The following is a 24919-nucleotide window of genomic DNA, read 5'->3' on the forward strand; positions in this document are numbered from 1 at the left end:
GGCGGAGGTTGGGGCGGGGCGGGGGTGAGGCAGCGAGGAGTCAGGCCACGCGAGTTTTGGTGCGCGGGATCCATTCGTAGACTCCGGCTGCGGCGTTGTGGTGCAGGGAGAGGTCGATGGCATCGAGGATTGCCTGTCGCGGCGCGGGGCGTCCGAGTTGCTTGGCGCTGATGGCCAGGCGCACCACTCCCCCGCGTCGGGCGGTGCGACCGGCCCCGAGTACGAGTGCTTTGAACCACCAGGGTTCGGCCTTGAAGCCTTCGCCGATTCCCCAGACCCGGGCGCGGATGGTGCCGTCGCGGTCGAGGTCGTGAATACCGTTGAGTGAGGCGATCATTCGGAATCCTGCATCCGGGAGCGCCTCGATGGCTCCGGGTGAGGCGATCCAGCGCGGAGCGGCGAACACTCGGGTACGCAGGCCGGTCTGTTCCATGACGCGGTCGGCGGCCATCAAGCGCAGTCGAGCTTCGTGACGCGGCAGTGCAGAGAATTCGGAGCGTCGACGCTTCGTCGCGGCCTGGTCGTAGCCGTGCAGAACGATGGCGTCGCCTCCGTCGCGTCGCGTCCGCAGCCATTCCTGGGTGGGCACGTCGGCTGCGAGCCGGTATTTGTCTTTCAGCCGCGGTGCGACGAGCAGCGACAGCGGGACGCCCCGTCCGTCGAGTTCTCGCGCGAACTCGGCGGCGTGCTCGTAGGTGTCGTTCTTGATTCCGCTCACCGACACGATCAGGCGTCCAGACATGACTCGAGCCTCGCACACCAGCGTGAACGAGGCTCGACGTCGATGCAGACAGAAGCTAAACGGCGATCGTTTCCTTCGGCAGGATCTTGTCGATCGCGGCGAGCACCTCGGGTGCGTCCGGCTCGGTGCGCGGGCGGAACCGGTTGGTGACGACGCCATCCGGGGAGATCAGGAACTTCTCGAAGTTCCACTGAACGTCTCCGGCGGTGCCGTCGGCGTCCTCGGTCTTGGTCAGTTCGGCGTAGAGGGGGTGCCGGTTGTCACCGTTGACGTCGACCTTCTCGGTCATCGCGAACGTGACGCCGTACGTGGTGGAGCAGAAAGTTTCGATTTCTTCGGCGGTGCCGGGCTCTTGGCCACCGAACTGGTTACACGGCACCCCGACGACCGACAGGCCGCTAGCGGAGTACTCGTTGGCGAGCTTCTCCAGCTTTTCGTACTGCGGGGTCAGTCCGCACTTGGATGCGACATTGACCACGAGGACGGCCCGTCCGGCGTACTCGTCGAGCGAGGTGGGCGCACCACCCAGCGTGTTGATGCCGATGTTCTGAACTTCAGTCATCACCCGAACTTACCTGTGAGTACCGACAGAATGGAACCGACGCACAAAAGCAAGTACGACCCCGCTGGTGGCAGGGCCGTACTTGCGTTCTTCCGAACCGGGCGACGGGGGGATGCGCGTCGCCCGGCAGGTTCTTATGCCTTGGCGGCGTTCTTTTCGATGATGACCTGCTTGTCGGCGGGTCGCTCGTCCTCGGGGAGGTGGTCGTCGACCATGGTCTCCTCGTCGAACGGCAGGTTGCCGTCGAGCACCGTGTTGACCCGATCCTTATCGATCGTCTTGGTCCAGGTGCCGACCAGCAAGGTGGCAACGGCGTTACCCGAGAAGTTGGTGACGGCGCGGGCTTCGGACATGAAGCGGTCGATTCCGACGATGAGCTGAACACCGTCGAGCAGTTCCGGGCGGTGGCTCGACAGGCCGCCGGCGAGAGTCGCCAGGCCTGCTCCGGACACTCCGGCTGCGCCCTTGGAGGCGATGATCATGAACAGCAGCAGCGAGAACTGCTCCCCGATGGAGAGCGGCATGTTCATGGCGTCGGCGATGAAGATCGAGGCCATGGTCAGGTAGATCGCGGTGCCGTCGAGGTTGAACGAGTAACCGGTGGGGACGACGATGCCGACGGTGGTGCGCTCGACTCCGACGTGCTCCATCTTGGCGATCAGACGCGGCAGGGCCGATTCGGAGGACGACGTGGCAACGATGAGCAGGTACTCCCGGGCCAGGTACTTGACCAGCTTGAAGATCGAGAAGCCGGAGACGAACTTGAGAATCAGGCCGAGGAAGAAGAAGACGAAGATGAAGCAGGTGATGTAGAAGGCCAGCATCAGAGTGCCGAGCTGAATCACTGCGTCGAAGCCGGTCTTGCCGACGACACCGGCGATGGCACCGAAGGCACCGATCGGGGCGAGCCACAGGATCATCGTCAGGATGCGGAAGACGAGCTTCTGTACTGCGCCGATGCCCTTGAGGATGCCTTCACCCTGCTTGCCCATGGCCTGCAGTGCGAAACCGACGAGGATGGCGACGAACAGCGTCTGCAGAACAGAACCGGCCGTCAGCGACGAAAGCAGCGATGTCGGAATGATGCCTGCGATGAAGTCCATCGTCCCGCCGGCCTCGTGGGCGGTGTCGGCGAGCTTGAGTCCGGCGTCGTTCGGCGTGATGTTCAGTCCGTCACCGGGCTTGATGAGGTTGCCGACAACCATGCCGATACCGAGGGCGATGGTCGACATGCCGATGAAGTAAGCGAGCGCCAGGCCGCCGACTCGGCCGACGCTGGCTGCGGCGCGTACCGACCCGATGCCGAGGACGATGGTGCAGAAGATGACCGGGCTGATCATCATCTTGATCAGGCTGACGAAGAGCGTGCCGAGGATCGACAGGTCGGACGCGAAATCCTTGGCCACCAACCCGACGATGATGCCGGCGATGACGGCGATGATCACCGCGATGTAGAGCCAGTGCGTTCTGTCGCGCTTCTTCTTCGGCTCGGACGACGGATTGTCGTTCCGCTCAGCGTCGGTGCTGATAGTCATGGACGTTCCTTAGTGTTCCGGTGGTGCGTGAATGTGGCTGGTGGCTTCGTGATCGCCGGAGTGGAGTGAGGTGGGTCACCCCTGCTGAGAGATGATGTTGCTGCACCCAGTGACTGGAGTCACCTATACGTTCATTCTGTTCACATCGATGTTTCTTGTCCGAAAGGAATGTGTTGTCCTCGAAGCGGCCGCTGAGCGTGGCGGGCCAGGTTTTGGTCCTGCAACTGGTCGTCATGGCCGTCGTCGTTCTCGCCGGCGGGATACTGACGATCCTCAACGAGAGGTCCAACAGCGACGACGCCACCCGACGTGAGGTGACGGCGATCGCGGTGAGTATCGCCAACGAACCGTCGACGCCGCTGGCCATCGAATCCGAAGACCCGACGTCTCGTCTGCAGCCGGAAACGGAGAAGATCAGGCAGGTCACCGGGGTCGACTTCATCGTCGTCATGGCTCCCGATCGCACCCGCTTCACGCACACCACCGTCGACCTGATCGGTAAACCGTTCAGCGGCAACATCGATCGCGCACTGCTCGGTGAGACGTTCACCGAGACGTACGTGGGCTCTCTCGGCCCGTCCATCAGGGCGGTCACACCCGTCACCGATACCGACGGCGAGATCGTCGGTCTCGTGTCCGCTGGAGTCACCCGCCAGAAGATCAGCGATCAGTTCCTGCAAGGCCTGCCGTTGATCCTCGCCGTCGTGCTCGCGGCCTTCGTCGTCGCTGCGGCCGGTTCGACGCTGCTCAGCCGCCGGCTACGGCGTCAGACATTGGGAATGGCTCCGGCCGAATTGCGGACGATGTACGAGCATCACGACGCCGTTCTGCATTCCATCGGCGAGGGCCTGTTGGTGTTCGGACGCAGCGACGAGGCGGAGTTGGTCAACGACGAGGCCCGACGCCTTCTCGACCTACCGGACGGGCCGGTATCGCTGACGTCGTTGCCGGAGTCGATGCAACAGATGGACACCGGGATCGTCCGCGGTGAGCTGCATCTGACGAAAGATCGTGTACTCGTCGTCAACCAGGATCCGGTCATGTGGGAGGGCAAACGCCTGGGTAACGTCCTGACGATTCGCGATCAGACCGAGTTGCGTTCGTTGATGGGCGAATTGGATTCGGTGCGCAGTTTCGCGGAGTCACTGCGCTCGCAGGCGCACGAGGCGGCGAATCGGTTGCACACGGTCATCACGATGGTCGAACTCGGTCGGCCCGAAGAAGCCGTCGAATTCGCGACGGCCGACCTCGAACTCTCGCAGACGCTCATCGACCGGTTGATGAACGCGGTCGGCGAGCCTGCGCTCGCGGCGCTGTTGCTCGGCAAGGTCAGCCAGGCTGCCGAACAGGGCGTCGAGCTGACGATCACCGACGACACGGCGATGGAACACGAAGGGGTTCTGACTGCTCGCGAATTGGTGACGCTGGTAGGCAATCTGATAGACAATGCGATCGATGCCTCGAAAGAATCCGACCAGCCGTGGGTCGAAGTGACGGTCCGCGACGCCGACGGTGAACTCGTCGTCCGGGTGGCCGACAGTGGTCCCGGCATGCCACCGGAAACCTTGAAAGCTGCTCTCCGGCGGGGATACTCGACCAAATCGGGATCTCGCGGACTCGGCCTCGCGCTCGTGACGCAGGTGATCACGCGGCACGGTGGCACGTTGACCTCGGAAGTGACGTACGGGTCGGTGTTGGTTGCGACCATTCCGGGAGCGACGTCGTGATCCGCGTACTGATCGTCGACGACGAACCGCTCATCGCCGAGGCACACAAGACGTACGTCGAGCGGACGCCCGGTTTCGACGTGGCCGGCGTCGCACACACCGGCGCTGCGGCCATGCGATTCGCCAGCACCGAACCCGTCGATCTGGTGTTGCTGGACATCGGCCTGCCCGACGCCAGTGGCATCGACGTCGCTGCGGCGCTCGGCGGTCTACGTCCGAGCCCCGACGTCATTGCCATCACCTCCGAACGTGATCTGTCGGTGGTGCGTTCGGCAGTGGCGCACGGCATCGTGCTGTATCTGCTCAAACCGTTCACGTTCGCTGCGTTCCGCGACAAGCTCGAGCGCTATCGCGAATTCCACGATGCATTACCCGCCGGCGAGAACGCGTCCAGTCAGCGAGACATCGACCGTGCGATGGCGCATCTACGCACGGCCGACGAACGCGTCTCCACCCCCAAAGGCATTGCCCCACAGACGATGGACGGCATCACCGCCAGCGTCAAGCAATCCGTCGACGGCCTCAACGCCTCCGAGGCGGCCAAGGTTGTCGGCGTATCCCGGGTGACGGCCTGGCGCTACCTCGAACGACTGGCCGACGACGGCCTGGTCACCCGGCACACCGAATACGGCAAAGCCGGGCGACCGCAGGTCCGCTATGTGTGGCGCTGACGCGCCAGTGGTGTGGTTGAGTGCCCCCTGGGGCGCTTGATCACTCCACTGCGGCGCCAGCCGCACTCACGATCCACGCGTACTCGAAAGCCGCTTCCTTCCACTTCTCGTAACGCCCGCTGACTCCGCCGTGACCGGCGCTCATTTCGGTCTTGAGCAGCAGGTCCGAGTCACCGGTCTTCGTAGCACGCAGGGCCGCAACCCATTTGGCCGGTTCGACGTACAGGACGCGGGTGTCGTTGATGGACGTGATCGCGAGGATCGACGGGTAGTCCTTGGCCTCGACGTTCTCGTAGGGGCTGTACGACTTCATGTACTCGTACACCTCCTTGTCCGCCAACGGGTTCCCCCACTCGTCCCATTCGATCACCGTCAGCGGCAGCGACGGGTCGAGGATGGAGGTGAGTGGGTCGACGAACGGAACGTTGGCCAGGATGCCATTGAACAGCTCGGGTGCGAGGTTGGCCACCGCACCCATCAGCAGTCCGCCTGCGCTGCCGCCGTCGGCGACCAGATGCTTCGGTGAGGTACGGCCGGTGTCGATCAGATGCTGTGCCGCAGCGATGAAGTCGGTGAAGGTGTTCTTCTTCTGCAGCGTCTTGCCCTGGTCGTACCAGTGCCTACCCATCTCACCGCCGCCGCGCACGTGTGCGACGACGAAGACGATGCCGCGGTCGAGTAGAGACAGACGCGCCACCGAGAACGACGGGTCCATCGATGCCTCGTACGATCCGTAGCCGTACAGCAGCGTGGGAGCAGGACCCTCGGGGACGTCCTTGCGAGCTATGACCGACAGCGGAATCTGTGTTCCGTCCGGCGCGGTCGCCCACTCTCGGTGCTGCACATAGTCGCCGGCATCGAACTCACCGAGAACCGGCTGCGATTTGCGGAGCAGCAGTTCGCCACTGGCGATGTCGAGGTCGTACACCTGACCGGGCGTGATGAAGGAGGTGTAGACCATCCTCAGCAGGGGCTGATCCCATTCCGGGTTCGAGCCCGCACCGACAGAGTAGAGCTCCTCGTCGAACTCCAGCTCGCGGTACTCGCCGTATCCCTCGTCGGTCAGCGGCCAGATCGCCATGCGGGTCAACGCTTCTCGGCGGTAGGTGAAGATCAGGTGGCTCGCGAAGGCGTCGATGTCCTCGACTCGGACGTCGCCCTGATGCGGAACCAGAATGCGCTGATCGAGCGGATCGCTGACCGGGGCCTCGGCGAGCAGGAAGTTCTCGGCCTTCTCCCCCTCGGTGCCCCAGCCGTTGACCGAGCCGTTGTGGGTGATCAGGAAGCGATCCTCACCGGCCACGACGGCGTGTTCGATGCTGTACTCGATGCCGTCCGTGCGTGGCAGCACGACGCGGAATTCGCCCTCGGGATCGGTGGATTCCAGGACGAGGCACTCGGAGGTGATCTTCGAGCCGACCCAGATCATCAGGTACTTCTCGCTACGGGTGGAACCGAATCCGACCCAGTAGCTCTCGTCGGGCTCGTGGAAGACCTTGACGTCCTCGGCCTTACCGAGCGTGTGCCGCCAGACGGTGTCGGGACGCCAGGACTCGTCGACCGTCAGGTAGAAGACATGCGTGGCGTCGGCGGTCCAGGTGGCACCCGGCGCGACGTTCTCGATGGTGTCGGCGAGCAGTTCACCGGTCTCGAGGTTCTTGAAACGCAGCGTGTACCGCTCGTCGCCCTCGGTGTCGGTGGAGTACGCCAGCAACGTGCCGTCGAGGCTGATCGAGAATGCACCGAGCGAGAAGAAGTCGTGACCCTCGGCTTCGACGTTGGCGTCGAGCAGGATCTGCTCCCCCGGCACGTCCACATCGGAAGACAGCGTCGGCGGTGTCCAGTCGTCGGGAGAGTCGACGGGGCAACGGCATTGGAGGCCGTACGACTTTCCCTCGACGGTGCGCGAGTAGTACCACCACTGGCCCATGCGCGTCGGCACGGACAGGTCGGTCTCCTGGGTGCGCGATTTGATCTCGTCGAAGATCTTGCCGCGGAGTGCTTCCAGACCGGCCGTCTGCTGCTCGGTGTAGGCGTTCTCGGCTTCGAGGTAGGCGATCACCTCGGGGTCTTCCTTGGCGCGCAACCACTCGTAGTTGTCGATGAACGTGTCGCCGTGATGGGTGCGCTCCTGCGGCACCTTCTTGGCAATGGGAGGGGTGATCGTCATGGCGTGACCCAATCGTCGAAGTTCAGGCCCGAGATGCGCTCGTAGGCCTCGATGTAGCGGCTGCGCGTTGCGGCGACGACGTCGTCGGGCAACGGTGGCGGTGGGGTGTCGGACGCTCGGTCCCAGCCGGATTCGCCGGTCAGCCAGTCGCGAACGAACTGCTTGTCGAAACTGGGCTGAACGCGACCTTCTTCGTACGAGTCAGCAGGCCAGTATCGTGAGGAATCGGGGGTGAGCACCTCGTCGGCTAGGACGAGGTTGCCGTCGGCATCGGTCCCGAACTCGAACTTGGTGTCCGCGAGGATGATTCCGCGTTCCAGAGCGAAGTTGGCTGCACGCGAATAGATCTCGATAGTGTCTTCGCGGAGCTTGAAGGCCAGCTCGGCACCGACCAGTTCGACGGCCTGGTCGAAGGTGATGTTCTCGTCGTGCTCGCCCAGTTCGGCCTTGGCGGCAGGAGTGAAGATGACCTCGTCGAGTTTGCTCGATTCGATCAGGCCGGACGGCAGTTCGACGCCGCACACCTTTCCGGTCGCGTTGTAGTCCGCCAACCCGGATCCGGTGAGATAGCCACGAGCAACGCACTCGATCGGCACCATGTTCAGCTTCTTCACCACCAGGGCGCGGCCGAGCAGTTCGGCGGGGATGCGTTCGTCGAGCGGATCACCGGCCAGGTGGTTGACGCCGCCGAGCTCCTCGAAGAAGAACACGCTCATCGCCGTCAACACCCGTCCCTTGTCCGGGATCGGGGTGTCGAGGATATGGTCGTACGCCGAGATGCGGTCGCTCGCGACGAGCAGCAGATGCGCGTCGTCGATGGTGTACAGATCGCGGACCTTGCCGCCGGCCAGATGCTCGTAGCTACTCAATGATGGTCGCACGGTGCTCAACACTATCTGGGCCGGTGGCCGCGGGGGTGCCGGCAGGCATCAGACTGATAGCCGTGGCAACGAAAAACACGACGTCGGATGTCGGATTCCGCTCCGAACGCGGTCCCATCCTGATCGCGCTGATGCTCAGCTCGTCGCTGGTTGCGCTGGACGCGACGATCATCGCCACTGCGGTGCTCACCATCGTCGGCGACCTCGGCGGGTTTGCGCAGTTCCCGTGGTTGTTCTCGATCTACCTGCTGGCACAGGCTGTCTCGGTGCCGCTCTACGGCAAATTGTCCGATCTGTTCGGGCGCAAGAAGATCATGGTGTTCGGCATCGCGGTGTTCTGCCTGGGCTCGATTCTGTGCGGCCTGGCGTGGAGCATGCCTGCTCTGATTGCTTTCCGCGCGATTCAGGGACTCGGCGCGGGTGCCGTCCAGCCGATGTCCATCACCATCGCAGGCGACATCTACACGCTGCCCGAGCGCGCCAAGGTGCAGGGCTATCTGGCCAGCGTGTGGGCGATTTCCTCGGTTCTCGGCCCCGCCCTCGGTGGCGTCTTCTCCGAGTACCTGTCGTGGCGGTGGATCTTTTTCATCAACATTCCGCTGTGCGCGGTGGCGGCGTTCATGTTGCTGCGCAAGTTCGAGGAAGGCGCTGTCGAACGCACCAAGCCGAAGATCGATTACCTCGGTGCCGCTCTGCTCACGGTCGGCGCGACGATGGTGCTCCTCGGCCTGCTCGAAGGCGGCCAGTCCTGGGCGTGGGGTTCGCCGATCAGCATCGCGATCTTCGTCGTGGGCTTCCTGCTGCTGGCGGTGTTCGCATGGGTCGAGTCCCGCGCCGAGGAGCCGATCCTGCCGCTGTGGGTGTTCACCCGGCGGGTGCTGGTCGTCAGCAGCTTCATCTCGTTGCTCGTCGGCGCATTGATCCTGGGACTGACGTCCTACGTCCCGACCTTCGTACAGGGCGTGTTCGGCACCGGAGCCATCATCGCCGGCTTCTCGCTGTCCACGCTGACCCTCGGCTGGCCGATCGCGGCATCCCAGTCCGGGCGGGTGTACCTGCGCTTCGGCTTCCGCACGACGGCAGTGGTCGGCGGTTCGATCGGGATCGTGGGTACGGCACTGACGACTCTGCTCGACGCCGATTCGCAGATCTGGCACGTCGCGGCGATGTGCTTCGTCATCGGCCTCGGCATGGGGTTGATCGCGAGCCCCACATTGATCGCCGCACAGTCGAGCGTCGAGTGGGCCGAACGCGGCGTCGTCACCTCCACCAACATGTTCGCCCGTTCACTCGGTAGCGCCGTCGGCGTCGCGGTGTTCGGTGCCATCGTCAACGCCCGTGTGTCCGGAGATCCAGAACCCGAACAACTGTCCGACGCCATCCATCTGGTCTTCATCGGAGTGCTGGTCGCCGCCGTCCTGATGACTGTCGCTGCGGTGTTCATGCCCAAGCGCACGGCCCGATAACTCGCCCACTGCGCAGGGTACCGCGACCGGAACCCTGCGTCACGGCATCAACGCACCGAACGCGGAAACCAGTGCACCGGCGAGGTCACCGAGACGTTCACGGCTGTACCGGGAGCGAATCGGTCGCAGGCCCGAGCGACGACACGCAGCCGGAGCCCGGTATCGCGGTGTCGCACAGTGACCGAGCATTCGGGGCCGGTGAACACTTCGTGTTCGACGAGAAATTCGCCGTCCTCGCGCTCCGAGACCAGCAACTGTTCGGGCCGGAGCAAGACCTGCCCCATACCCGTTGCCCTGGTGGTGGATTCGAGACGCCCGAGAACGGTGTCGACCCAACCGTCGCGCGCGGCAGCGTCGACGTAATAGGCGTCGCCGACGAAGCTCGCCACAGCCGGCGTGGTGGGCCGCTCGTACAGTGCACGCGGCGTATCGACCTGCGCGCAGCGCCCACCCAGCAGGACCGCAACCCGATCCGCGGTGCCCAGAGCCTCGGCCCGATCGTGGGTGACGAGAATCGACGCGGTCTTGCTGGTGAGCAACAACTCTCGCACGTCCTGCCGAATCGAGGTCCGCAGACCTGCATCGAGAGCAGCGAACGGCTCGTCCATCAACACCACCGAGGGAGCCGGGGCCAACGCGCGCGCCAACGCGATCCGCTGCTGCTGCCCGCCCGAGAGTTCGCTGGGTCGAACCGCACCGGCGTCGGGCAGTCCGACGAGCTCGAGCATCTCGTCGACGCGTCGGGCCCGTTCGGCTCGGCCGGACAGGTACGGCCGCACGAACCCTGTGCGCAAACCGAATTCGATGTTCCGGCGCACCGTCAGATGTGGAAACAGTCCACCTTCCTGCGGCATCAGGCCCACCCCCCGCTTCTCCGGTGGCACCTGAACACGCCCGGCGACGGAGAGGTCGCGCCCGTCGGCGGTGATGCGGCCCGCGTCGATACGGTGCAGGCCTGCGATCGATCGCAACAGAGTCGTCTTGCCGCAGCCGGAGGGTCCGAGAACGGCGAGCATCTCACCGTCGCCGAGGTCGAGATCGATTCCGTGCAGCACCGTCGTACTGCCGTACGAGGCAACGAGATCGGACATCACCATGCTCATGACAGTGTCACTCGCTTTCGCGTCGTACGCCGCAGCGCCCGAGTCAGGACGATCGTCGGGACCACAGAGATCAGGATCAACGCGAGGGCGTAAGGGGCTGCCTCGCCGTAGCGGAATGCCTCGGTGGTGGACCACAGCGTGGTCGCGAGCGTGTCCACACCGCGGGGACGCAGCATCAACGTCGCCGGTAATTCCTTGGCGACGGTCAGGAACACCAGGGCGGCTCCGGCCGCGATGCCGGGCGCGGCGACAGGAATCGTCACCCGCAGGTCGGTGCGCACTCGCCCGGCACCGAGGGTCCGTGAAACATCCTCGAGCACAACCGGAGTGGCGTCGACGACCGATCGGGTGCTGCCGACGGCCAACGGCAGGAACAGCACCACGTACGCCAGCACCAGCAGCACCGCGGTCTGATAGAACGACGGCAGAAATCTGATTCCGAGAAACACCGTCGCCAGTCCCACGGTGATACCCGGGAGACCGTGCGCAATGTACGTGGACAACTCGGCGGTGCGCGCACTGCGGGACGTGGACCGGGCCGCGAACAACGCCACCGGCAACGCAAGCACGGCGACCACCAGAGCAGCAGTCGCCGAGTACTGGACCGTCTTTGCGCTGACAGCCAGCACGTCCGACCAGTCGACGGTGAAGCGCAGCGATCGAGTGAGCCATCGCGCCAGGGCCAGAATCGGTACCAGCACCGAAACACCGAGGGCTGCAACGATAACGGCCAGAGCAGGCACGCGCCACCGGCCGAGAACCACAGGCTCGGCCATCCGGTCGGTTCCCGATCCCACCCGCGCCGTGGCCCCGCGTCGAGCACGCCGTTCGAGGAGGGTCAACACCAACGCGCCCACCACGAGGACCAACCCGAGAACAGCGGCCGCGGTGCGATCGAGCCCGCCGCGGTAGGCGCTGTAGATGCCAAGAGTGAAGGCGTCGTACCGCATCAGTGCAACCGCCCCAAAGTCACTGATGGCGTACAGCGCCACCAACAACGCGCCTGCTGCCGCAGCCGGAACGACGCGACGGCACTCGACGGTCAGTGCGGTGCGTACCGCCCCGCGGCCGAGGGTGCGGGACACTTCGGCCAACGACGGGTCCGCGGTGGCGAACGCCGCGGACACCGGCAACATCACCAGCGGGAAGCACGACAACGTGAGCACCAGCGCAGCACCGGAAAATCCTGCAAGGGAGGGAAATTCAGCGATCCACAGATAACCGGACACGTACGACGGGATGGCCAGCGGTGCCGCGAGGATCATCGAGAAGATGCGTCGACCCGGTAGATCGGTTCGGACGGTCAACCAGGCGAGCAGCGTGCCCACCACGACGGAGGCGACCACCACGGTGAGCGCGAGCGTGGCCGTCCGGACAACGAGGTCGAGGGTGCGTTGCCGCAGGAGCAGCCGCAGTACTTTCTCGGTTCCGCCGTCGAACGCTCGAACGAACAGGTACACCAAGGGTGTCAGCGTCAGCGCTCCCACGCACAACGCGGTCGTCCCGAGAACGGGACGACCGCCGAAGTGGCGCCGCAGAAGCGGCTGGAGTGCGGACACGAACACCGACTAGATGATTCCGACGTCGGTGAGCAGGGTCTGGGTCTCCTCGAGGGACGAGAGTCGGCCCAGGTCGAGGTCGGTCGAACCCAGGTCCGACAGCGGCGGCAGGTCGTAGTCGGACGTGACGCCGTCGATGACGGGGTATTCGGCGGTCTCGTTGGCGAAGTACGTCTGCGATTCGGTCGAGAGCAGCTCGCGCACGAAATCGAATGCCGCTTCCTGGTTGTCCGACGCCGCCAGCACACCGGCACCGGCGACGTTGATCAATGCGCCGGGGTCGCCGGGCTCGAAGTAGTGCAGCTCGACGGGAGCGTCGGCACCGTTCTCGTCCTTGAACGGGTACCAGTAGTAGTGGTTGAGCAGTCCCGTGGCGACCTGCCCGTCGTTGACGGCGGTCAGCAGCGGACCGTTGCCCTCGAACGCGACCGGCTCGTTGGCGACGAATCCTTCGAGCCAGGTGCGCGCACCCTCCTCGCCGCGCTGCAAGCGCAATGCGGTGACGAACGCCTGGAACGACGCGTTGGTGGGTGCGTAGCCGATCTGTCCGCGCCAGCGTGGGTCGAGCAGTCCGTCGATACCGGTGGGCAGGTCTGCTGCCTGCACCGAATCGGAGTTGTAGGCCAGCACGCGGGCCCGTGCGGACGTGGCGACCCAGGTGCCGTCGGTGCCGCGGTACTGCTCGGGGACGAGCGCGAGGATGTCCTCGGGGAGCGGTGCGAGCGCCCCTGCTTCGTCGAGGGCCCCCAGTGCACCTGCATCCTGGCCGTAGAAGACGTCTGCCGGCGTCGCGTCGCCCTCTTCGAGGATCTTCGCGGCCTGGGCGTTGGTGTTGCCCGAGTAGTCGACCTCGATGCCGCCGCCGATGCGTTCGATCAGGGGGTCGACGAGTTCTTCGCCGCGGCCGGAGTACACCACCAGGGCGGACTCTGCGGTGGCGGACTCGGAGGTGGAGGTGGTGTCACCGGAGTCCGAAGAGCTGCAGGCGACCAAACCGAGGGCAAGGGTTGCACTGCACGAGAGCAGCGCCAGACGGCGAACGGTGAACACGGTTCTCCTGACGAAAACGGGTCAAACGGACAATTCGAGAAAGTACACCACCAAGGTGAGGCTCAGCTACTTTCCCCCCCGGATTGAACGACCGGCAGCCCGGGCATTCCCGCCCGATGACCGAACGCGTGCTCGTCACCGGTGCCAGCATCGCCGGCCCCACCGTCGCCTACTGGCTCGACAGAGCGGGATACGACGTCGTCGTCGTCGAGCGCAGTCCGCAGCTGCGTCTGGGCGGCCAGAACATCGACGTCCGCGGTGGTGGACGCGAGGTGCTGCGGCGCATGGGCCTGGAGCAGACCCTGCTGGCCAACGGCACCACCGAGAAGGGCACCAGATTCGTCGACGATTCCGACGCCACCATCGCGGCCTTTCCGGCCGGAGACGGATCACACGACGGACCGACGGCGGAGATGGAGATTCTGCGCGGCGAGTTCGCGCGAATTCTCGTCGAATCGGCCGGTCCGCGAACCGAGTACCGGTACGGCGATCGCGTCGTCGACGTGGCTCAGGATGCCGACGGCGTCGATGTCACGTTCGCGTCGAACGCAGCGGAGAGGTTCGACCTCGTCGTGTTCGCCGACGGGATCCGTTCCAGTAGCAGAGAACTGGCGTTTCCTGCCGAGGCGGAGACCACGCCGGTCGGCCTGTACACCGCCTACGGGGTTGTGCCGAAGGGACCGAGTGACGACGGCTGGTGGCGGTGGTACAACGCCGCCGGATCCAGGGTCGCCAATCTGCGCCCGGACAACCTCGGCACGACGCGTTTCAGCCTGTCCTGGGTGTCCGACGATGGCGGGTACGAAACCGCGTCTACCGAAGAAGTCGTTGCCGCCCTGCGAGCGACGTTCGCCGACGTCGGCTGGGAAGTGCCCAGAATCTTGAATTCGCTCGGACCGGGTTCGGAGCTCTACGTCGACTATCTGGCCCAGGTGCAGGCCCCACGCTGGTCGAACGGCAGAATCGGCATACTGGGCGACGCTGCTTGGTGCGCAACACCATTGAGCGGGATGGGCACCACGTTGTCGGTCACCGGGGCCTACGTGCTCGCCGGGGAACTCGCCCGAGCGCGCGATCATCGCACCGGGTTCGAGGCCTTCGAGACGCGGATGCGGCCGTTCGTCGAGCAGGCCCAGAAGCTGCCGCCGGGGGTTCCTCGCGTCGCGCATCCGAAAACGACTGTGGGAGTAGCTGTTTTTCGCACCGTGCTGCGTCTGGCCGGATCGAAGCCGGTCCAGGCGGTCACGAGCAGATTCCTGGGTCCCGACGCGGCGACGCTGGAATTGCCCGACTACGAATTTCGGCGTTAGAGCCCGACCCGCTCGAGCAGCGCGTCGAACGCCTCGCTGGCTTCCTGCTCGGTGCGGCCGGATTCGATGACGCCGTTGTACACAGCGAGCGCCTCCTCCTGGTACTGCTTGTACTTTTCGAGCCACTTCTCCGAGTCTGCGCGCCAGTACCCGATGATGTCGAAATACTTGTTCTCGTAGCCCAAGTCCTTACGGAAGTACTTGCGTACTCGACGCGAGGACGACGCCTCACCGGCGAACCACACGTAGCCGCGTCCCTCGGGTAGCGGGTATGCGAGCACCGCGTCGTCGAGAACGCTTGCGCTGTCACCGTTTCCGGATCCGATACGCCAATCGAATGTCACGTCGGCGGCTGTCTCGAACGTCTGGATGTCACCGCGTTCGAGTACCTCCACAATCGCGTGTGCGCGGGTGCCTGCGGGCAACTGTTCGACCAGTCGACCCAGTGCTGGAACTCCGGTCATATCGGCCACCAGCAGCAGCCAATCGACATCGGCGGGCGGTGAGTACCACGACCGCGGACGGGTGAAGAGCACCGTCTGACCGGGGGCGGCCTGCTGGGCCCAGGTGGCCGCGACGCCACCCTCGTGTGCGAAGAAGTCGATGGTCAACTGGCCGCGGTCGGGATCGACGCGTCGGATCGTGTAGTTCCGGCCCTCCGGCGCGTTCTCGAGGCCGTGGAACCACCACAGGCCGTCGACCTCGGTCATCGGCGGCGGTGCCGACTCGCCTTCACGCGGAAAGTAGACCCCGACGCACTCGTCGGGTGCCCCGAGCGTGCGGTAACCGGCGACGTGCTCGCCGCCGAAGGTGACGCGCACCATGTGCACGGTGAGCTGCTCCACCGCAACGACGTCGGCGTAGTGGAAACCACGCTGCTGATCGGTCATCTTCGTCCTCGATACATCTCTCGTCCGACTGTGCGAGAACCCTCAGGCTAACTCGGCGGCAATTCTGTTCGATTCTAAACTAAGCCTTGCCTAGCCTGCCAGCGGCCACCTTGGGTATCACCAACGGAGTGTGCGATTCGGGATCGTCGATGATGCGGCACTGCAGTCCGAACACCGCCTCCACCAAGTCGGCGGTGACGATCTCCGCCGGTGGGCCCTCGGTGACCACCGCGCCGTCCTTCATCGCGATGATGTGGTCGGCGTATCGACATGCGTGGTTGAGATCGTGCAACACCGCGACGAGGGTGTTGCCGTTGTCCCGATTCAACGTGGCCAGCAGGTCGAGAAGTTCGATCTGGTGCGCGATGTCGAGAAAGGTCGTCGGCTCGTCCAAGAGCAACAGCGGTGTCTGTTGCGCGAGAACCATTGCCACCCACACTCTTTGCCGCTGTCCACCGGACAGCTCGTCGACCGGACGGGCCGACAGCGACGTCACTCCGGTCGCAGTCATGGCCTCCACCACCGCGGCCTCGTCCGCGACGGACCATTGCCGAATCAACTTCTGATGCGGATAGCGGCCTCGCGCAACCAGATCGGCCACCGAGATGCCGTCCGGCGCGATGGAGGTTTGCGGCAGGAGCCCGAGTCGGCGGGCGACCTCCTTCGCCGGGTACGACGAGATGGACTTGCCGTCGAGCAATACCGTGCCGCCGGTCGGCTTCAGCAGCCGCGACAACGCGCGCAACAGTGTCGATTTACCGCAGGCGTTCGGCCCGACGATCACGGTGAACTTGCCGTCGGGAATGTCGACGGTCAACTTCTCGCTGATGATTCGTTTGTCGTATCCGACGGTGATGCCGTCCGCGTACAGGCGTGGCCTCGTCGTCATTGCTTCCGCCCTTCTCGTGCCAACAACCAGACGAAGTACGCGCCGCCCACACAGACCGTCACCACGCCGACCGGAAGTTGAGTGGGCGCGAACACTCGTTGCGCTGCAACGTCACTGACGATCAGGAGCAGAGCACCCATGCATGCTGCCGGCACCATCGCCACCGACGAGGTACCGGTGAGCCGCCGAGCCAACTGCGGCGCGGCGAGCGCAACGAACGAAATGGGCCCCGCTGCGGCCGTGACCAGTGCCGTGAGGGCGACCCCGAGAATCACCAGCATCAGACGCGTCGGCTCGACGCGGATTCCGAGCGCTCTCGCCGCGTCGTCACCCATCTCGAGTACCGGTAGCCGTGTCGACAGCGCCGCCGCCACGGGGGTGACGACAGCCAGGGCCACGAGAACGGGAACCACCTGCGGCCACCCCAACCCGTTGAGTGTGCCCGCGCCCCAGACGGCGGCTGCGATTGCCTCGGAGACATCGGCTTTCACCACGAGCCAGGTATTGACGGACGCCAGGACGGCACTGACCGCGATACCGACGATGATCAATCGAAAGCCCTGCACGCCGCGCTTGTAGGCGAGCACGTACACCACGGCGGCGGCCACCAGTCCGCCGACGAGCGCGCCCGCTCCGGTCCGATAGTAACCGCCGCCGAGCGTCAGGATGACGACGAGAGCGCCGGTGTACGCGCCGGTCGAGAAGCCGATGATGTCCGGGCTGCCCAACGGATTTCGCGTCAACGACTGAAAGATCGCACCCGACACCCCCAGGGCAGCTCCGAACAGGAATGCCAGCGCAACCCGGGGGAACCGCGACTGCATGACGACGATCTCGGTGATGCGCGGGGCGTCGCCGAACACCGCTGCGAGCACCTGGCCCGGTGGAACGTGGTAATCGCCGGTGCCGATCGCGAGGACGGCGACAACCGCTGTCAGCAACAGCAGGGCCGCGCAGACGAGGACCGTACGAACGTCGATTCGTGCGCCCAGGACTGTGCGAACGATCCACACCTTTCTGCCGAAGTCGATGTTCCCGGCGCGCGGTGCCCGGATCACAGCCCGCTCGCCTTCTTTCGGCGGACCAACAGGATCAGGACGGGGGCCCCGACGAAAGCGGTGACGATACCGACCTGCAACTCCCCCGGCTCGATGACGATTCGGCCGACGACGTCGGCGAACAACAGCAGTGCCGGTGCCGCGAACACGGTGTGGATCAGAATCCAACGCTGGTCCGGCCCGACGAACCAGCGCACCATGTGCGGCACCATCAGCCCCACGAACCCGACCGGTCCCGCCGCCGCAGTCGCTGCTCCGGCCAACAGGGTCACCGCAACGACCCCGACGGTCCGCGTCCGAAGCGCATTGGCTCCCAACGACCGGGCCAGCTCGTCGCCCAGTGCGATCGCATTGAGCGGACGCGCGACGAGCGCCGCAAGACACAGTCCGAGTACGACGAACGGGCCGGTCGCCGCCGCGATGTCGAGGCCTCGACCCGCCAACGAGCCTGCGCCCCAGAACCGCATCCTGGCGAAGGCGTCCGGGTCCAGCAGCAGCATCCCGGAGGTGACGCCGCCGAGCACCGCACCGAGGGCAATACCGGAGAGCGTCAAGCGAATCGGAGTGGCACCCGCTCGTCCCACCGAACCCAGCGCGTACACCGCGACGGTGGCGAGAACGGCACCGACGAACGCGAACCACACATAGAACCGAACGTCGGTCACGCCCAACACCCCGACTGCGAAGGCGACGAAGAGTGCCGCTCCGGCATTGACGCCCAGAATGCCCGGGTCGGCCAACGGGTTGCGCGTCATCGCCTGGATCAGCGCGCCCGCGACGCCGAGCGCGGTACCGACGAGCACACCGAGCACGGTTCGTGGAACTCGGAGCTCGCGGACGATCACCGCGTCGGTGGAACCGTTCGAAGACCACAGTGCGTGCCACACGTCACCGACAGCGATGTTCTCGGCTCCCACAGCGATACTCACCAGGCACAGAATCGCGAGGACGACGACGACGAGAATCAGACCGGCGGTCCTGCCGGCATCGGTTCGGGCCAGACCACCGACGAGAGCCGGAACATCGCTCTGTTCCGGCTCGTCGCCCGCAGTGATACCCCGCCGTTTCACACCACCGAACGCACCCTCGCACCCACCGCGGATTTGACGATCTCACCGCTGCGCACAGCGATGTTGGACAGCAGAGAGGACGTCAGACCGTGGGTGTGCTCGGTGCCGCCCTGCAGGTAGATCGAACCCGCTGTCGATCCACGCGTGACGAGCCGGTAGTCCCGCGTCACGCGCGGACCGTGCGCATCGAATTCGACGGCGTCGAACAACGGCCCGAGGATGTCGGGCAGATCGAGGGACGTGAAGCCGGTGGCATAGACGACAGCGTCGCACAGCACGTCCTCGGCCAGTCCTGTCGGCCCGTGTTCTACCGATGCCCGCACGCCCGACGCCTCCTCCGTGACATCGGCCAGTCGGGAGGCTCCGTGCACGAACAGCCGGCGCTGTCCACTGACCCGCTCCGCGTACTCGCGCGCGTACAACTCCTCGATCAGGGGCAGGTCGACGGCGGAGTAATTGGTTCCGCGGTGATAGTGCAGCAGCTGATCGCGCAGAGAATGCGAGGACGAGTAGAAGTCGTCGACGGCGGTCGGATCGAAGATGCGGTTGGCGTAGGGGCTGTCGTCGGCCGGGCTGTACCCGTACTTGCGCAGTACCGCATGCACGGACGCGTCCGGATAGGTCGAATGCAGGTAGTCGACCACTTCGGCTGCGCTCTGCCCGGCACCGACGACGACGAACGTGCGGTGGTTCCGCGACGGCAGCCGGTCGAGGTGGCCGAGCAGGTCGTGATTGTGGAATTGCCGCGCCGACGCCGTGACCCCGTCCGGTAGGGCCGCGGTCAGGCCGCCGGCGAGCACGATGTTGCGGCCGCGGACGGTCCCGGTGCGTCGCCCCTCGGTGCGGACGCCGTAACCGTCACCGGTGTCGACGACCGCGGACGCCCGCGTGCCGTAGTGCACCGCGGCGTCGACTTTGCCTGCAGCCCAGGACAGGTAGTCGTGAAACTCGAGCCGGCTGGGGAAGAACGTCTGCAGATTGATGAAGTGGTTGAGCCGGCCCCGTTCGGCGAGATACGACAGAAACGTGTACTCGCTGCTCGCATTGCGCTGGGTGGCAAGGTCTTTGAGGAAGGAGATCTGCATCGTGGTTCCCGGCAGCAACATTCCGGGGTGCCAGGCGAACTCGTCCTTCGACTCGACGAAGCACGAGGTCAGGCGCTCGGCCGGAGCACACTGTCGATTGTGTTCCTCGATCGCGATGGCCAAGCCGAGGTTGGAGGGCCCGAAGCCGACCCCGACGATGTCGTATTCGCCGTCGAGGTCGCCGCTGTAGTCGTCGCTCGGGCTCATCGGATGCTCGCCCCCGACATCTGATCGAGCGCACCGGGGACCGGTTCGGCAGGGTCCACTCCGAGGGCAACGATGCTGTTGTCCGAGTCGACGTGCACCACGGAGGGACTGTGTGTGGGCAGCTCGGCGTTCTCGACCTGACGGAACGACATGATGATCACCAGATCACCCGGAGACACCAGATGGGCCGCGGCCCCGTTGATTCCGATCACGCCGGATCCCGGATGGCCTTCGATCACGTAGGTGACCAAGCGAGCGCCGTTGGTGATGTCGACGACGTGGACCTGTTCGCCCTCGATCAGATCGGCCGCCTGCATCAGAGTCGAATCGATCGTGATGGACCCGACGTAGTGCAGATCGGCGTGAGTGACAGTGGCACGGTGGATCTTTCCACCCAGCATGGTGCGGTGCATCAGGCGTCGTTCTCCTTCTTGCGGACGAGATATGGGGCAACGCTGGCGAGCTTCTCGCAGGTCTCGTCGAATTCACGTTCGGGCTTGGACTGGCCGACGATGCCGGCTCCGGCACGCAGCCATGCGGAACCCTGCTGCTCGTAGACGGCGCGCAGCACGAGTGCTGCTTCGAATTCTCCCGTGGACGATGCCTTCACGACGGCACCGGAGTACAGGCCGCGCGGTGAGTCGTCGAGCCGACCGATGGCGTCGATGGCCTCCTTCTTCGGGATCCCCGACGCCGTGACGGCCGGAAACAGGGCACCGAAGGCATCCCAACAGGACAGGTCCTCGCGCAGGCGTGCGCGCACGGTGGACGCGAGATGTTGGACACTTCCCCGTTCGCGCACGCTCATGAAGTCCGAGACGGCCGTCGACCCTGGGCTGGCGATCGATTCGAGTTCCTCGAACGAGGTACGCACGGACACAGCGTGTTCGGTGATCTCTTTCGGATCCTGTTCGAGATCGGACTTCGCTGCCGAGTCGGCATCGGAACCGAGTCCGAACGCTCTCGTTCCCGCGAGCGGCTCGGTGGTGACGATCCCGTGTGCGTCGACGGAGGCGACCAATTCCGGGCTGAAGCCTGCGGCACGCAGATCGCCGAGATGCAGCAGAAAAGAGCGGGCCGGAGTGTTCGCCGTACGCCCGGCGCGGTAGGTGCCCGGCATGTCGAGATCGAATGGGATACGCACGCTCCGGGACAGAATGACCTTGGCGTAGTCGCCCCGTCGGATTTCCGTTACGGCCTGTTCGACGCGGCCGCGGTAGTCGTCGAGATCTCCGCCGACGTCGAGAGCGTGCACGGTCGGCAGCTCGTCGCCGCCGATCGCGTCGAGCGCGGCCAGTACCGAGGCGCGGTCCTCGTCGCTGCCGGTCACCTCGACGGCATCGTGTTCGCGGCCGAAGCGGACCTCGACGCGGGGCACCACCAGGTGCGCGAGGATGTCGTCGGCGTCGCGCCCGGCGGCAGTGGACCGATCGACGTCGTGCAGGTGCTCCGCGAACCCGAAACCGACGAATCCGTAAGCGTTCCACTGTTCTCGGGTCAGGCCCGTGCACGCCTCGCTCAGAGCCGCTGCCGGGTTACCGGACCAGCTCCGCTCGGTCGGTTCTCCGGCCCCCCAGGTGGTGGTCACGAGGTGGGGCCGAAGCACGATGCGAGCGACCACGCCGCCCGCGAACACCCAGCGTCCCCGGTCCTCGTACACGACGTACTCGTCGAACAATCCGGACTCCGCCAACGCGACGACCGTACGCAGTCCCCGCTGCAGTTCGGTCCCCTCGGCCGTGTCCATCGTCGTTTCTTCGACAACGGTCATTGTGTGTGCACTCCTGACGGTGAATCGGTCCGTGACCGCGCATTGCGCGCAACGTCTGCGGTCGGCATCGGCGCGCGCCTTCGATAGGGAACGCTAACCTAACCGACTCGGCAGCACAACGGCTTCCTCGGTGTCAGCGAACACGGCGTAGATCGAGCACCGAGATACCCCAGCCGACCAGCGTCGACGCCGCGACCTTGAGGCCGGCATCGGCTGCTACGCAGGCAAATTCGGCTTTCGTTCGTACACCGCTGCCGTGCATGCAGAGCATCAGCAGATCGAATTCCGACTGGTCCTCGTTGAACGACCCGTCGTTGGACAGTCGCTCGACGACCACCAATTTTCCGTTGTCGGCCAATCCTGTTGCCGCGTTGCGCAACAGCAGTGCGAGATCGTCGTCTCGATAGTGTCCGGTGACCTCGAGCAACAGATACGCGTCGAATCCGTTCCCGTGCTCCACATGCGGCTCGGACATCACGCTCTGCGGGTGATTCACCACTCGCCCGTCGAGTTCGGGCCATTTCCCGAGGTCGCGTCGAATCAGGTCGAGTTCGCTGGGCAACCCGAGCACACCCGCCGATACTCCGTCGTACCGGGAGAGAACGGAACCGAGCACCACTCCGGATCCTGCCCCCGCCACCAACAGGGTCGAGACCCCGTCGAACGAATAGTCCTGCACCAGAGCAGGACCCAGGAACGCGGCCTCGTCGGCGATGTGGTTGTGATGCAGTTCGGCGAGCCGCGGGGACGCCTCGAGGTCTTCGGTCAACGTGTTGCCGGTCAGCAGGCTCGCGCTGGCGGTACCGGTCCGCAGGCTGTCCACCAGACCTGTGATCGACAGTTCCACCCGTGCCTCGATCCCGTCCAGGTCCAGCCAGTGCGAGATCCAGTCGTCGCCGAGCATCGCCTCACCGATATCGCCGAGAATCAGATCACCGGTGGAGTTCTCGGCGAGGACGTCGACGGCACGCAGATAGCGCACGAATTTCGCGAGGGCGCGCGCGTCCGTCTCGGTGGCTTCCGCCAGCGATTCGACGGAGCACGCCCCTCGGGACACGTGCAACGGGATACGTAACGTGTTGGCCGCCCTGAAAGCGAAGGGCGACAGTATTTCCGCACGTTCGGCGAGCCTGTCGAACGGCTCGGACTCACCGCCGCTGAGGTCGGGCACCTCGGGATCGTCGGCGCGGGTCAGAACCTCGGCGCGACGCCAGTACCCGGTTACGTCGACCATCTCCGGCGGCAGGCCGCGGTCCTCGCGCAGATACCGACGGATTCCCTTGAGAGCGGTCGCTTCCCCTGCCACCCAGGCAAACACCGTTCCGTCCCACCAGGGTGCCGCCCGCACCGCACTGTCGAGCAAGTCGCCGGTGCCGGCGGTGACGCCGTCACGGTGGACCCACGTGATCTCGGCGTCGGCGGCCGTCGGCAACGGCAACTCTCGCTCGACGTCGGCGACCTCGACGAACACCCGAATTCGCCGGCCCGGCAATGCCTCTTCGAGATACCGAGCGATGGCAGGTAACGCGGTCTCGTCGCCGACGAGCAACACCCAGTCGACATCGGCCGGAGCATGGCCCGACCGCACCGGTCCGAGCAGGGTGATGGAATCGCCGACGCGGCAACGCCGACCCCACGTCGACGCGATGCCGGTGTCGTGGGTGACGAAGTCGAGAGTCACCTGCGCGGTCTCGGGATCGACGCTGCGCACGGTGTAGTTGCGGGTCACCGGACGCGGATCACGCGGCCATTCGACGGTGCGCTCGTGCTGGATCGGAAGCACCACCGTGCCGTCGGTCTCCGCCGGGAAGAACAACCGAACGAAGTCGTCGAATCCTTCGCTGCGCAACGCCGGGAACCGGTAGTCGCCGCGCGAGAACTCGCGCAGCTGCGGCCCACCCAACACGATTCGGCGCATACCCGAACCCAGCTGACGTGTTTCGATCACCGTTGCCGTGCGCAGGACTTCGGGAAAGACGACCTGAAGTCGATGGGACCTTGCCACGGTGGAACACGCTCCTGTCGTCGAAAGTGAATACGCCTGTGCTCGCGTCGAGTGGGCCGCCCGAGTGTTGTCAGCCCTGAACGTTCTCGGCGGCAGTGTTCAGCGCCGAGGCCACGTCGTCGAGGATGTACGGGATCGTCAGCACCGTCAGGCCACCGAACGCGAAGTTCTTGTCGGCGCTGAGGGCCTCGGTGGAGGCGGTACGCCCCTGCGAAAGTACGGGCTGCGAGGCCACGGCGGGTTCGGCCAGGAACCCGGCGAGAGATTCCTTGTCGTACGCCACGACGAACAGCACGTCGGACTTCAGCAACGACGCCTGTTCGAGGCTGAGCTCGAAGTACACGGCGTCGGGGTCCTTGGCCGGGTCGGCCTGTTGGATGGTGGGCTCGTTGACGAGACCGAGCTGCTCGAGGAACTCGACTCGTACGTCGTTGTCCTTGCTGACGGCGAAAGTGCCGGGTGCGTTGGGCAGCGCGACGGTGACCGTCTTGCCTTGCAGCGCAGAGTACTTCGTCGCCGCATCGGCAATCGAGCCCTCGACTCCGGAAACCAGGTCGGCGGCCTCCTTCTCCTTGCCCAGCGCCTTGCCCGCGATGGTCAGCTGGTCCTCCCACGACGTGGTCCACTGCTTGTCCGGGTACGCGACGACGGGCGCGATGTCGGAGAGCTTGTCGAACTCCTCCTGGCTCAACCCCGAGTACGGCGCGAAGATCAGATCCGGTGCGGCGGCAGCGAACTGCTCGACCGGAACCGCTCCGGTGCCGTCACCGGAGAGCAGTGTCGGCGCGTCGCCGCCCAGGTCGGCGAGAGCCTCCGCATCCCACGGCAGAACGCCGCGTTCGTCCGCACCGTACTGGGCACCGTCGAATGTAGGCATCGCAACGGGTACGACTCCGAGGGCGAGAATCGCGTCCTGGTTCGACCATCCCCAGGTCGCGATCCGCTTCGGTGCCTCGGGGATCGTCGCGGATCCGAGTGCCGAGTCGATCGTGACCGGAAATGCGGACTCCTGCGCAGACGTCGTGGAGTCGGCGGCAGGCGTCTCCTCGGTGTCGCTGCTGCATCCGGCGGCGAGGGCGATGGTCAGCCCTCCGGCGAGCGCGATCGACGCGGCGCTCCTCATCCACTTCGTACGAACCTTCATCGTTCCTCGGAACCTCTCGACTCG

21 protein-coding genes are annotated in these 24919 nt (G+C 65.3%); 4 read left to right on the plus strand and 17 right to left on the minus strand.

From position 1 onward, the window contains the following. Nucleotides 1-40: 40 nt before the first annotated feature. The 3 genes from CH266_RS15275 to CH266_RS15285 all read right to left on the minus strand — a co-directional run bounded on the left by CH266_RS15275 (nt 41) and on the right by CH266_RS15285 (nt 2839). Entirely contained in the window at nt 41-742 is a 702-nt protein-coding gene (locus CH266_RS15275) for a DUF2334 domain-containing protein (RefSeq protein ID WP_032367942.1), read from the minus strand. Between the two features lie 55 nt (nt 743-797). Further along, nucleotides 798-1307, minus strand: a complete 510-nt coding sequence (locus tag CH266_RS15280) for a glutathione peroxidase (protein ID WP_027495833.1) — start codon at nt 1305-1307, stop codon at nt 798-800. 131 nt (nt 1308-1438) lie between these two features. Next, nucleotides 1439-2839, minus strand: a complete 1401-nt coding sequence (locus CH266_RS15285) for a cation:dicarboxylate symporter family transporter (RefSeq protein ID WP_032367551.1) — start codon at nt 2837-2839, stop codon at nt 1439-1441. A 233-nt stretch (nt 2840-3072) separates the two neighbouring features. Between CH266_RS15285 and CH266_RS15290 the strand changes: the two genes are divergently transcribed. Both CH266_RS15290 and CH266_RS15295 read left to right on the plus strand, forming a co-directional pair. Next, complete coding sequence (locus CH266_RS15290; protein ID WP_230073743.1) at nt 3073-4566, plus strand: sensor histidine kinase; 1494 nt, start codon at nt 3073-3075, stop codon at nt 4564-4566. Further along, nucleotides 4563-5237 (plus strand): response regulator, encoded by a 675-nt coding sequence (locus tag CH266_RS15295; protein WP_027495830.1) that lies wholly within the window; start codon nt 4563-4565, stop codon nt 5235-5237. The genes CH266_RS15290 and CH266_RS15295 overlap by 4 nt, the downstream gene beginning before the upstream one ends. 40 nt (nt 5238-5277) lie before the next feature. Here the strand turns inward: CH266_RS15295 and CH266_RS15300 are convergent, their stop codons facing one another. Next, nucleotides 5278-7407 carry a S9 family peptidase gene (locus CH266_RS15300; protein WP_094715642.1) on the minus strand — a complete coding sequence of 710 codons (2130 nt, stop codon included), beginning with the start codon at nt 7405-7407 and terminating at the stop codon, nt 5278-5280. After that, on the minus strand, nt 7404-8288 hold the full coding sequence (locus CH266_RS15305; protein WP_094715778.1) for a phosphoribosylaminoimidazolesuccinocarboxamide synthase: 885 nt from the start codon (nt 8286-8288) through the stop codon (nt 7404-7406). Before CH266_RS15305 ends, CH266_RS15300 begins: the two co-directional genes overlap by 4 nt. Before the next feature lie 62 nt (nt 8289-8350). Here CH266_RS15305 and CH266_RS15310 point away from each other — a divergent pair, with 62 nt between their 5' ends. Then, nucleotides 8351-9754 carry an MDR family MFS transporter gene (locus CH266_RS15310; protein ID WP_094715779.1) on the plus strand — a complete coding sequence of 468 codons (1404 nt, stop codon included), beginning with the start codon at nt 8351-8353 and terminating at the stop codon, nt 9752-9754. A 47-nt stretch (nt 9755-9801) separates the two neighbouring features. Here CH266_RS15310 and CH266_RS15315 read toward each other — a convergent pair whose 3' ends face one another. The 3 genes from CH266_RS15315 to CH266_RS15325 are packed head-to-tail and all read right to left on the minus strand — an operon-like array spanning nt 9802 to nt 13466. Continuing rightward, the gene (locus tag CH266_RS15315) at nt 9802-10851 is read right to left on the minus strand and encodes an ABC transporter ATP-binding protein (protein WP_255175928.1); all 1050 of its coding nucleotides are present in this window, start codon (nt 10849-10851) and stop codon (nt 9802-9804) included. A 2-nt stretch (nt 10852-10853) separates the two neighbouring features. Continuing rightward, nucleotides 10854-12416, minus strand: coding sequence for an ABC transporter permease (locus tag CH266_RS15320; RefSeq protein ID WP_255175929.1), 1563 nt, complete (start codon nt 12414-12416; stop codon nt 10854-10856). 9 nt (nt 12417-12425) lie between these two features. Then, on the minus strand, nt 12426-13466 hold the full coding sequence (locus CH266_RS15325) for an iron ABC transporter substrate-binding protein (protein WP_094715644.1): 1041 nt from the start codon (nt 13464-13466) through the stop codon (nt 12426-12428). A 116-nt stretch (nt 13467-13582) separates the two neighbouring features. On the opposite strand from CH266_RS15325, the gene CH266_RS15330 reads away from it, so the two are divergent. Continuing rightward, nucleotides 13583-14776, plus strand: a complete 1194-nt coding sequence (locus tag CH266_RS15330; protein ID WP_094715645.1) for an FAD-dependent monooxygenase — start codon at nt 13583-13585, stop codon at nt 14774-14776. Here CH266_RS15330 and CH266_RS15335 read toward each other — a convergent pair. The 9 genes from CH266_RS15335 to CH266_RS15375 all read right to left on the minus strand — a co-directional run bounded on the left by CH266_RS15335 (nt 14773) and on the right by CH266_RS15375 (nt 24895). Beyond that, entirely contained in the window at nt 14773-15666 is an 894-nt protein-coding gene (locus CH266_RS15335) for a siderophore-interacting protein (RefSeq protein ID WP_094715646.1), read from the minus strand. The genes CH266_RS15330 and CH266_RS15335 overlap by 4 nt on opposite strands. Nucleotides 15667-15745: 79 nt before the next feature. Then, a complete protein-coding gene (locus CH266_RS15340; protein WP_027495821.1) occupies nt 15746-16555 on the minus strand; it encodes an ABC transporter ATP-binding protein in 810 nt (269 codons plus the stop codon). Then, the gene (locus CH266_RS15345) at nt 16552-17613 is read right to left on the minus strand and encodes a FecCD family ABC transporter permease (protein WP_027495820.1); all 1062 of its coding nucleotides are present in this window, start codon (nt 17611-17613) and stop codon (nt 16552-16554) included. The genes CH266_RS15340 and CH266_RS15345 overlap by 4 nt, the downstream gene beginning before the upstream one ends. Continuing rightward, entirely contained in the window at nt 17610-18668 is a 1059-nt protein-coding gene (locus CH266_RS15350; RefSeq protein WP_032367936.1) for a FecCD family ABC transporter permease, read from the minus strand. Before CH266_RS15350 ends, CH266_RS15345 begins: the two co-directional genes overlap by 4 nt. Before the next feature lie 11 nt (nt 18669-18679). Then, nucleotides 18680-19975, minus strand: a complete 1296-nt coding sequence (locus tag CH266_RS15355; protein WP_094715648.1) for a lysine N(6)-hydroxylase/L-ornithine N(5)-oxygenase family protein — start codon at nt 19973-19975, stop codon at nt 18680-18682. Next, nucleotides 19972-20388, minus strand: a complete 417-nt coding sequence (gene panD / locus CH266_RS15360; protein WP_027495817.1) for an aspartate 1-decarboxylase — start codon at nt 20386-20388, stop codon at nt 19972-19974. Before panD ends, CH266_RS15355 begins: the two co-directional genes overlap by 4 nt. After that, the gene (locus CH266_RS15365) at nt 20388-21746 is read right to left on the minus strand and encodes a salicylate synthase (RefSeq protein ID WP_027495816.1); all 1359 of its coding nucleotides are present in this window, start codon (nt 21744-21746) and stop codon (nt 20388-20390) included. The genes panD and CH266_RS15365 overlap by 1 nt, the downstream gene beginning before the upstream one ends. A gap of 133 nt (nt 21747-21879) precedes the next feature. Beyond that, entirely contained in the window at nt 21880-23751 is a 1872-nt protein-coding gene (locus tag CH266_RS15370) for a siderophore-interacting protein (protein WP_094715649.1), read from the minus strand. A gap of 70 nt (nt 23752-23821) precedes the next feature. Continuing rightward, nucleotides 23822-24895: an ABC transporter substrate-binding protein gene (locus CH266_RS15375; RefSeq protein WP_255175930.1), complete on the minus strand. Its 1074-nt coding sequence runs from the start codon at nt 24893-24895 to the stop codon at nt 23822-23824. Nucleotides 24896-24919 lie beyond the last annotated feature (24 nt).

The sequence above is a fragment of the Rhodococcus sp. 06-1474-1B genome (assembly GCF_002258885.1).
Taxonomy (GTDB): domain Bacteria; phylum Actinomycetota; class Actinomycetes; order Mycobacteriales; family Mycobacteriaceae; genus Rhodococcoides; species Rhodococcoides fascians.

Coding starts and splice junctions, on each gene's coding strand:
- CH266_RS15275 (WP_032367942.1), bottom strand. CDS start 742: ATGTCTGGACGCCTGATCGTGTCGGTGAGCGGAATCAAGAACGACACC.
- CH266_RS15285 (WP_032367551.1), bottom strand. CDS start 2,839: ATGACTATCAGCACCGACGCTGAGCGGAACGACAATCCGTCGTCCGAG.
- CH266_RS15290 (WP_230073743.1), top strand. CDS start 3,073: ATGGCCGTCGTCGTTCTCGCCGGCGGGATACTGACGATCCTCAACGAG.
- CH266_RS15300 (WP_094715642.1), bottom strand. CDS start 7,407: ATGACGATCACCCCTCCCATTGCCAAGAAGGTGCCGCAGGAGCGCACC.
- CH266_RS15315 (WP_255175928.1), bottom strand. CDS start 10,851: ATGGTGATGTCCGATCTCGTTGCCTCGTACGGCAGTACGACGGTGCTG.
- CH266_RS15330 (WP_094715645.1), top strand. CDS start 13,583: ATGACCGAACGCGTGCTCGTCACCGGTGCCAGCATCGCCGGCCCCACC.
- CH266_RS15335 (WP_094715646.1), bottom strand. CDS start 15,666: ATGACCGATCAGCAGCGTGGTTTCCACTACGCCGACGTCGTTGCGGTG.
- CH266_RS15340 (WP_027495821.1), bottom strand. CDS start 16,555: ATGACGACGAGGCCACGCCTGTACGCGGACGGCATCACCGTCGGATAC.
- CH266_RS15355 (WP_094715648.1), bottom strand. CDS start 19,975: ATGAGCCCGAGCGACGACTACAGCGGCGACCTCGACGGCGAATACGAC.
- panD (WP_027495817.1), bottom strand. CDS start 20,388: ATGCACCGCACCATGCTGGGTGGAAAGATCCACCGTGCCACTGTCACT.
- CH266_RS15365 (WP_027495816.1), bottom strand. CDS start 21,746: ATGACCGTTGTCGAAGAAACGACGATGGACACGGCCGAGGGGACCGAA.
- CH266_RS15375 (WP_255175930.1), bottom strand. CDS start 24,895: ATGAAGGTTCGTACGAAGTGGATGAGGAGCGCCGCGTCGATCGCGCTC.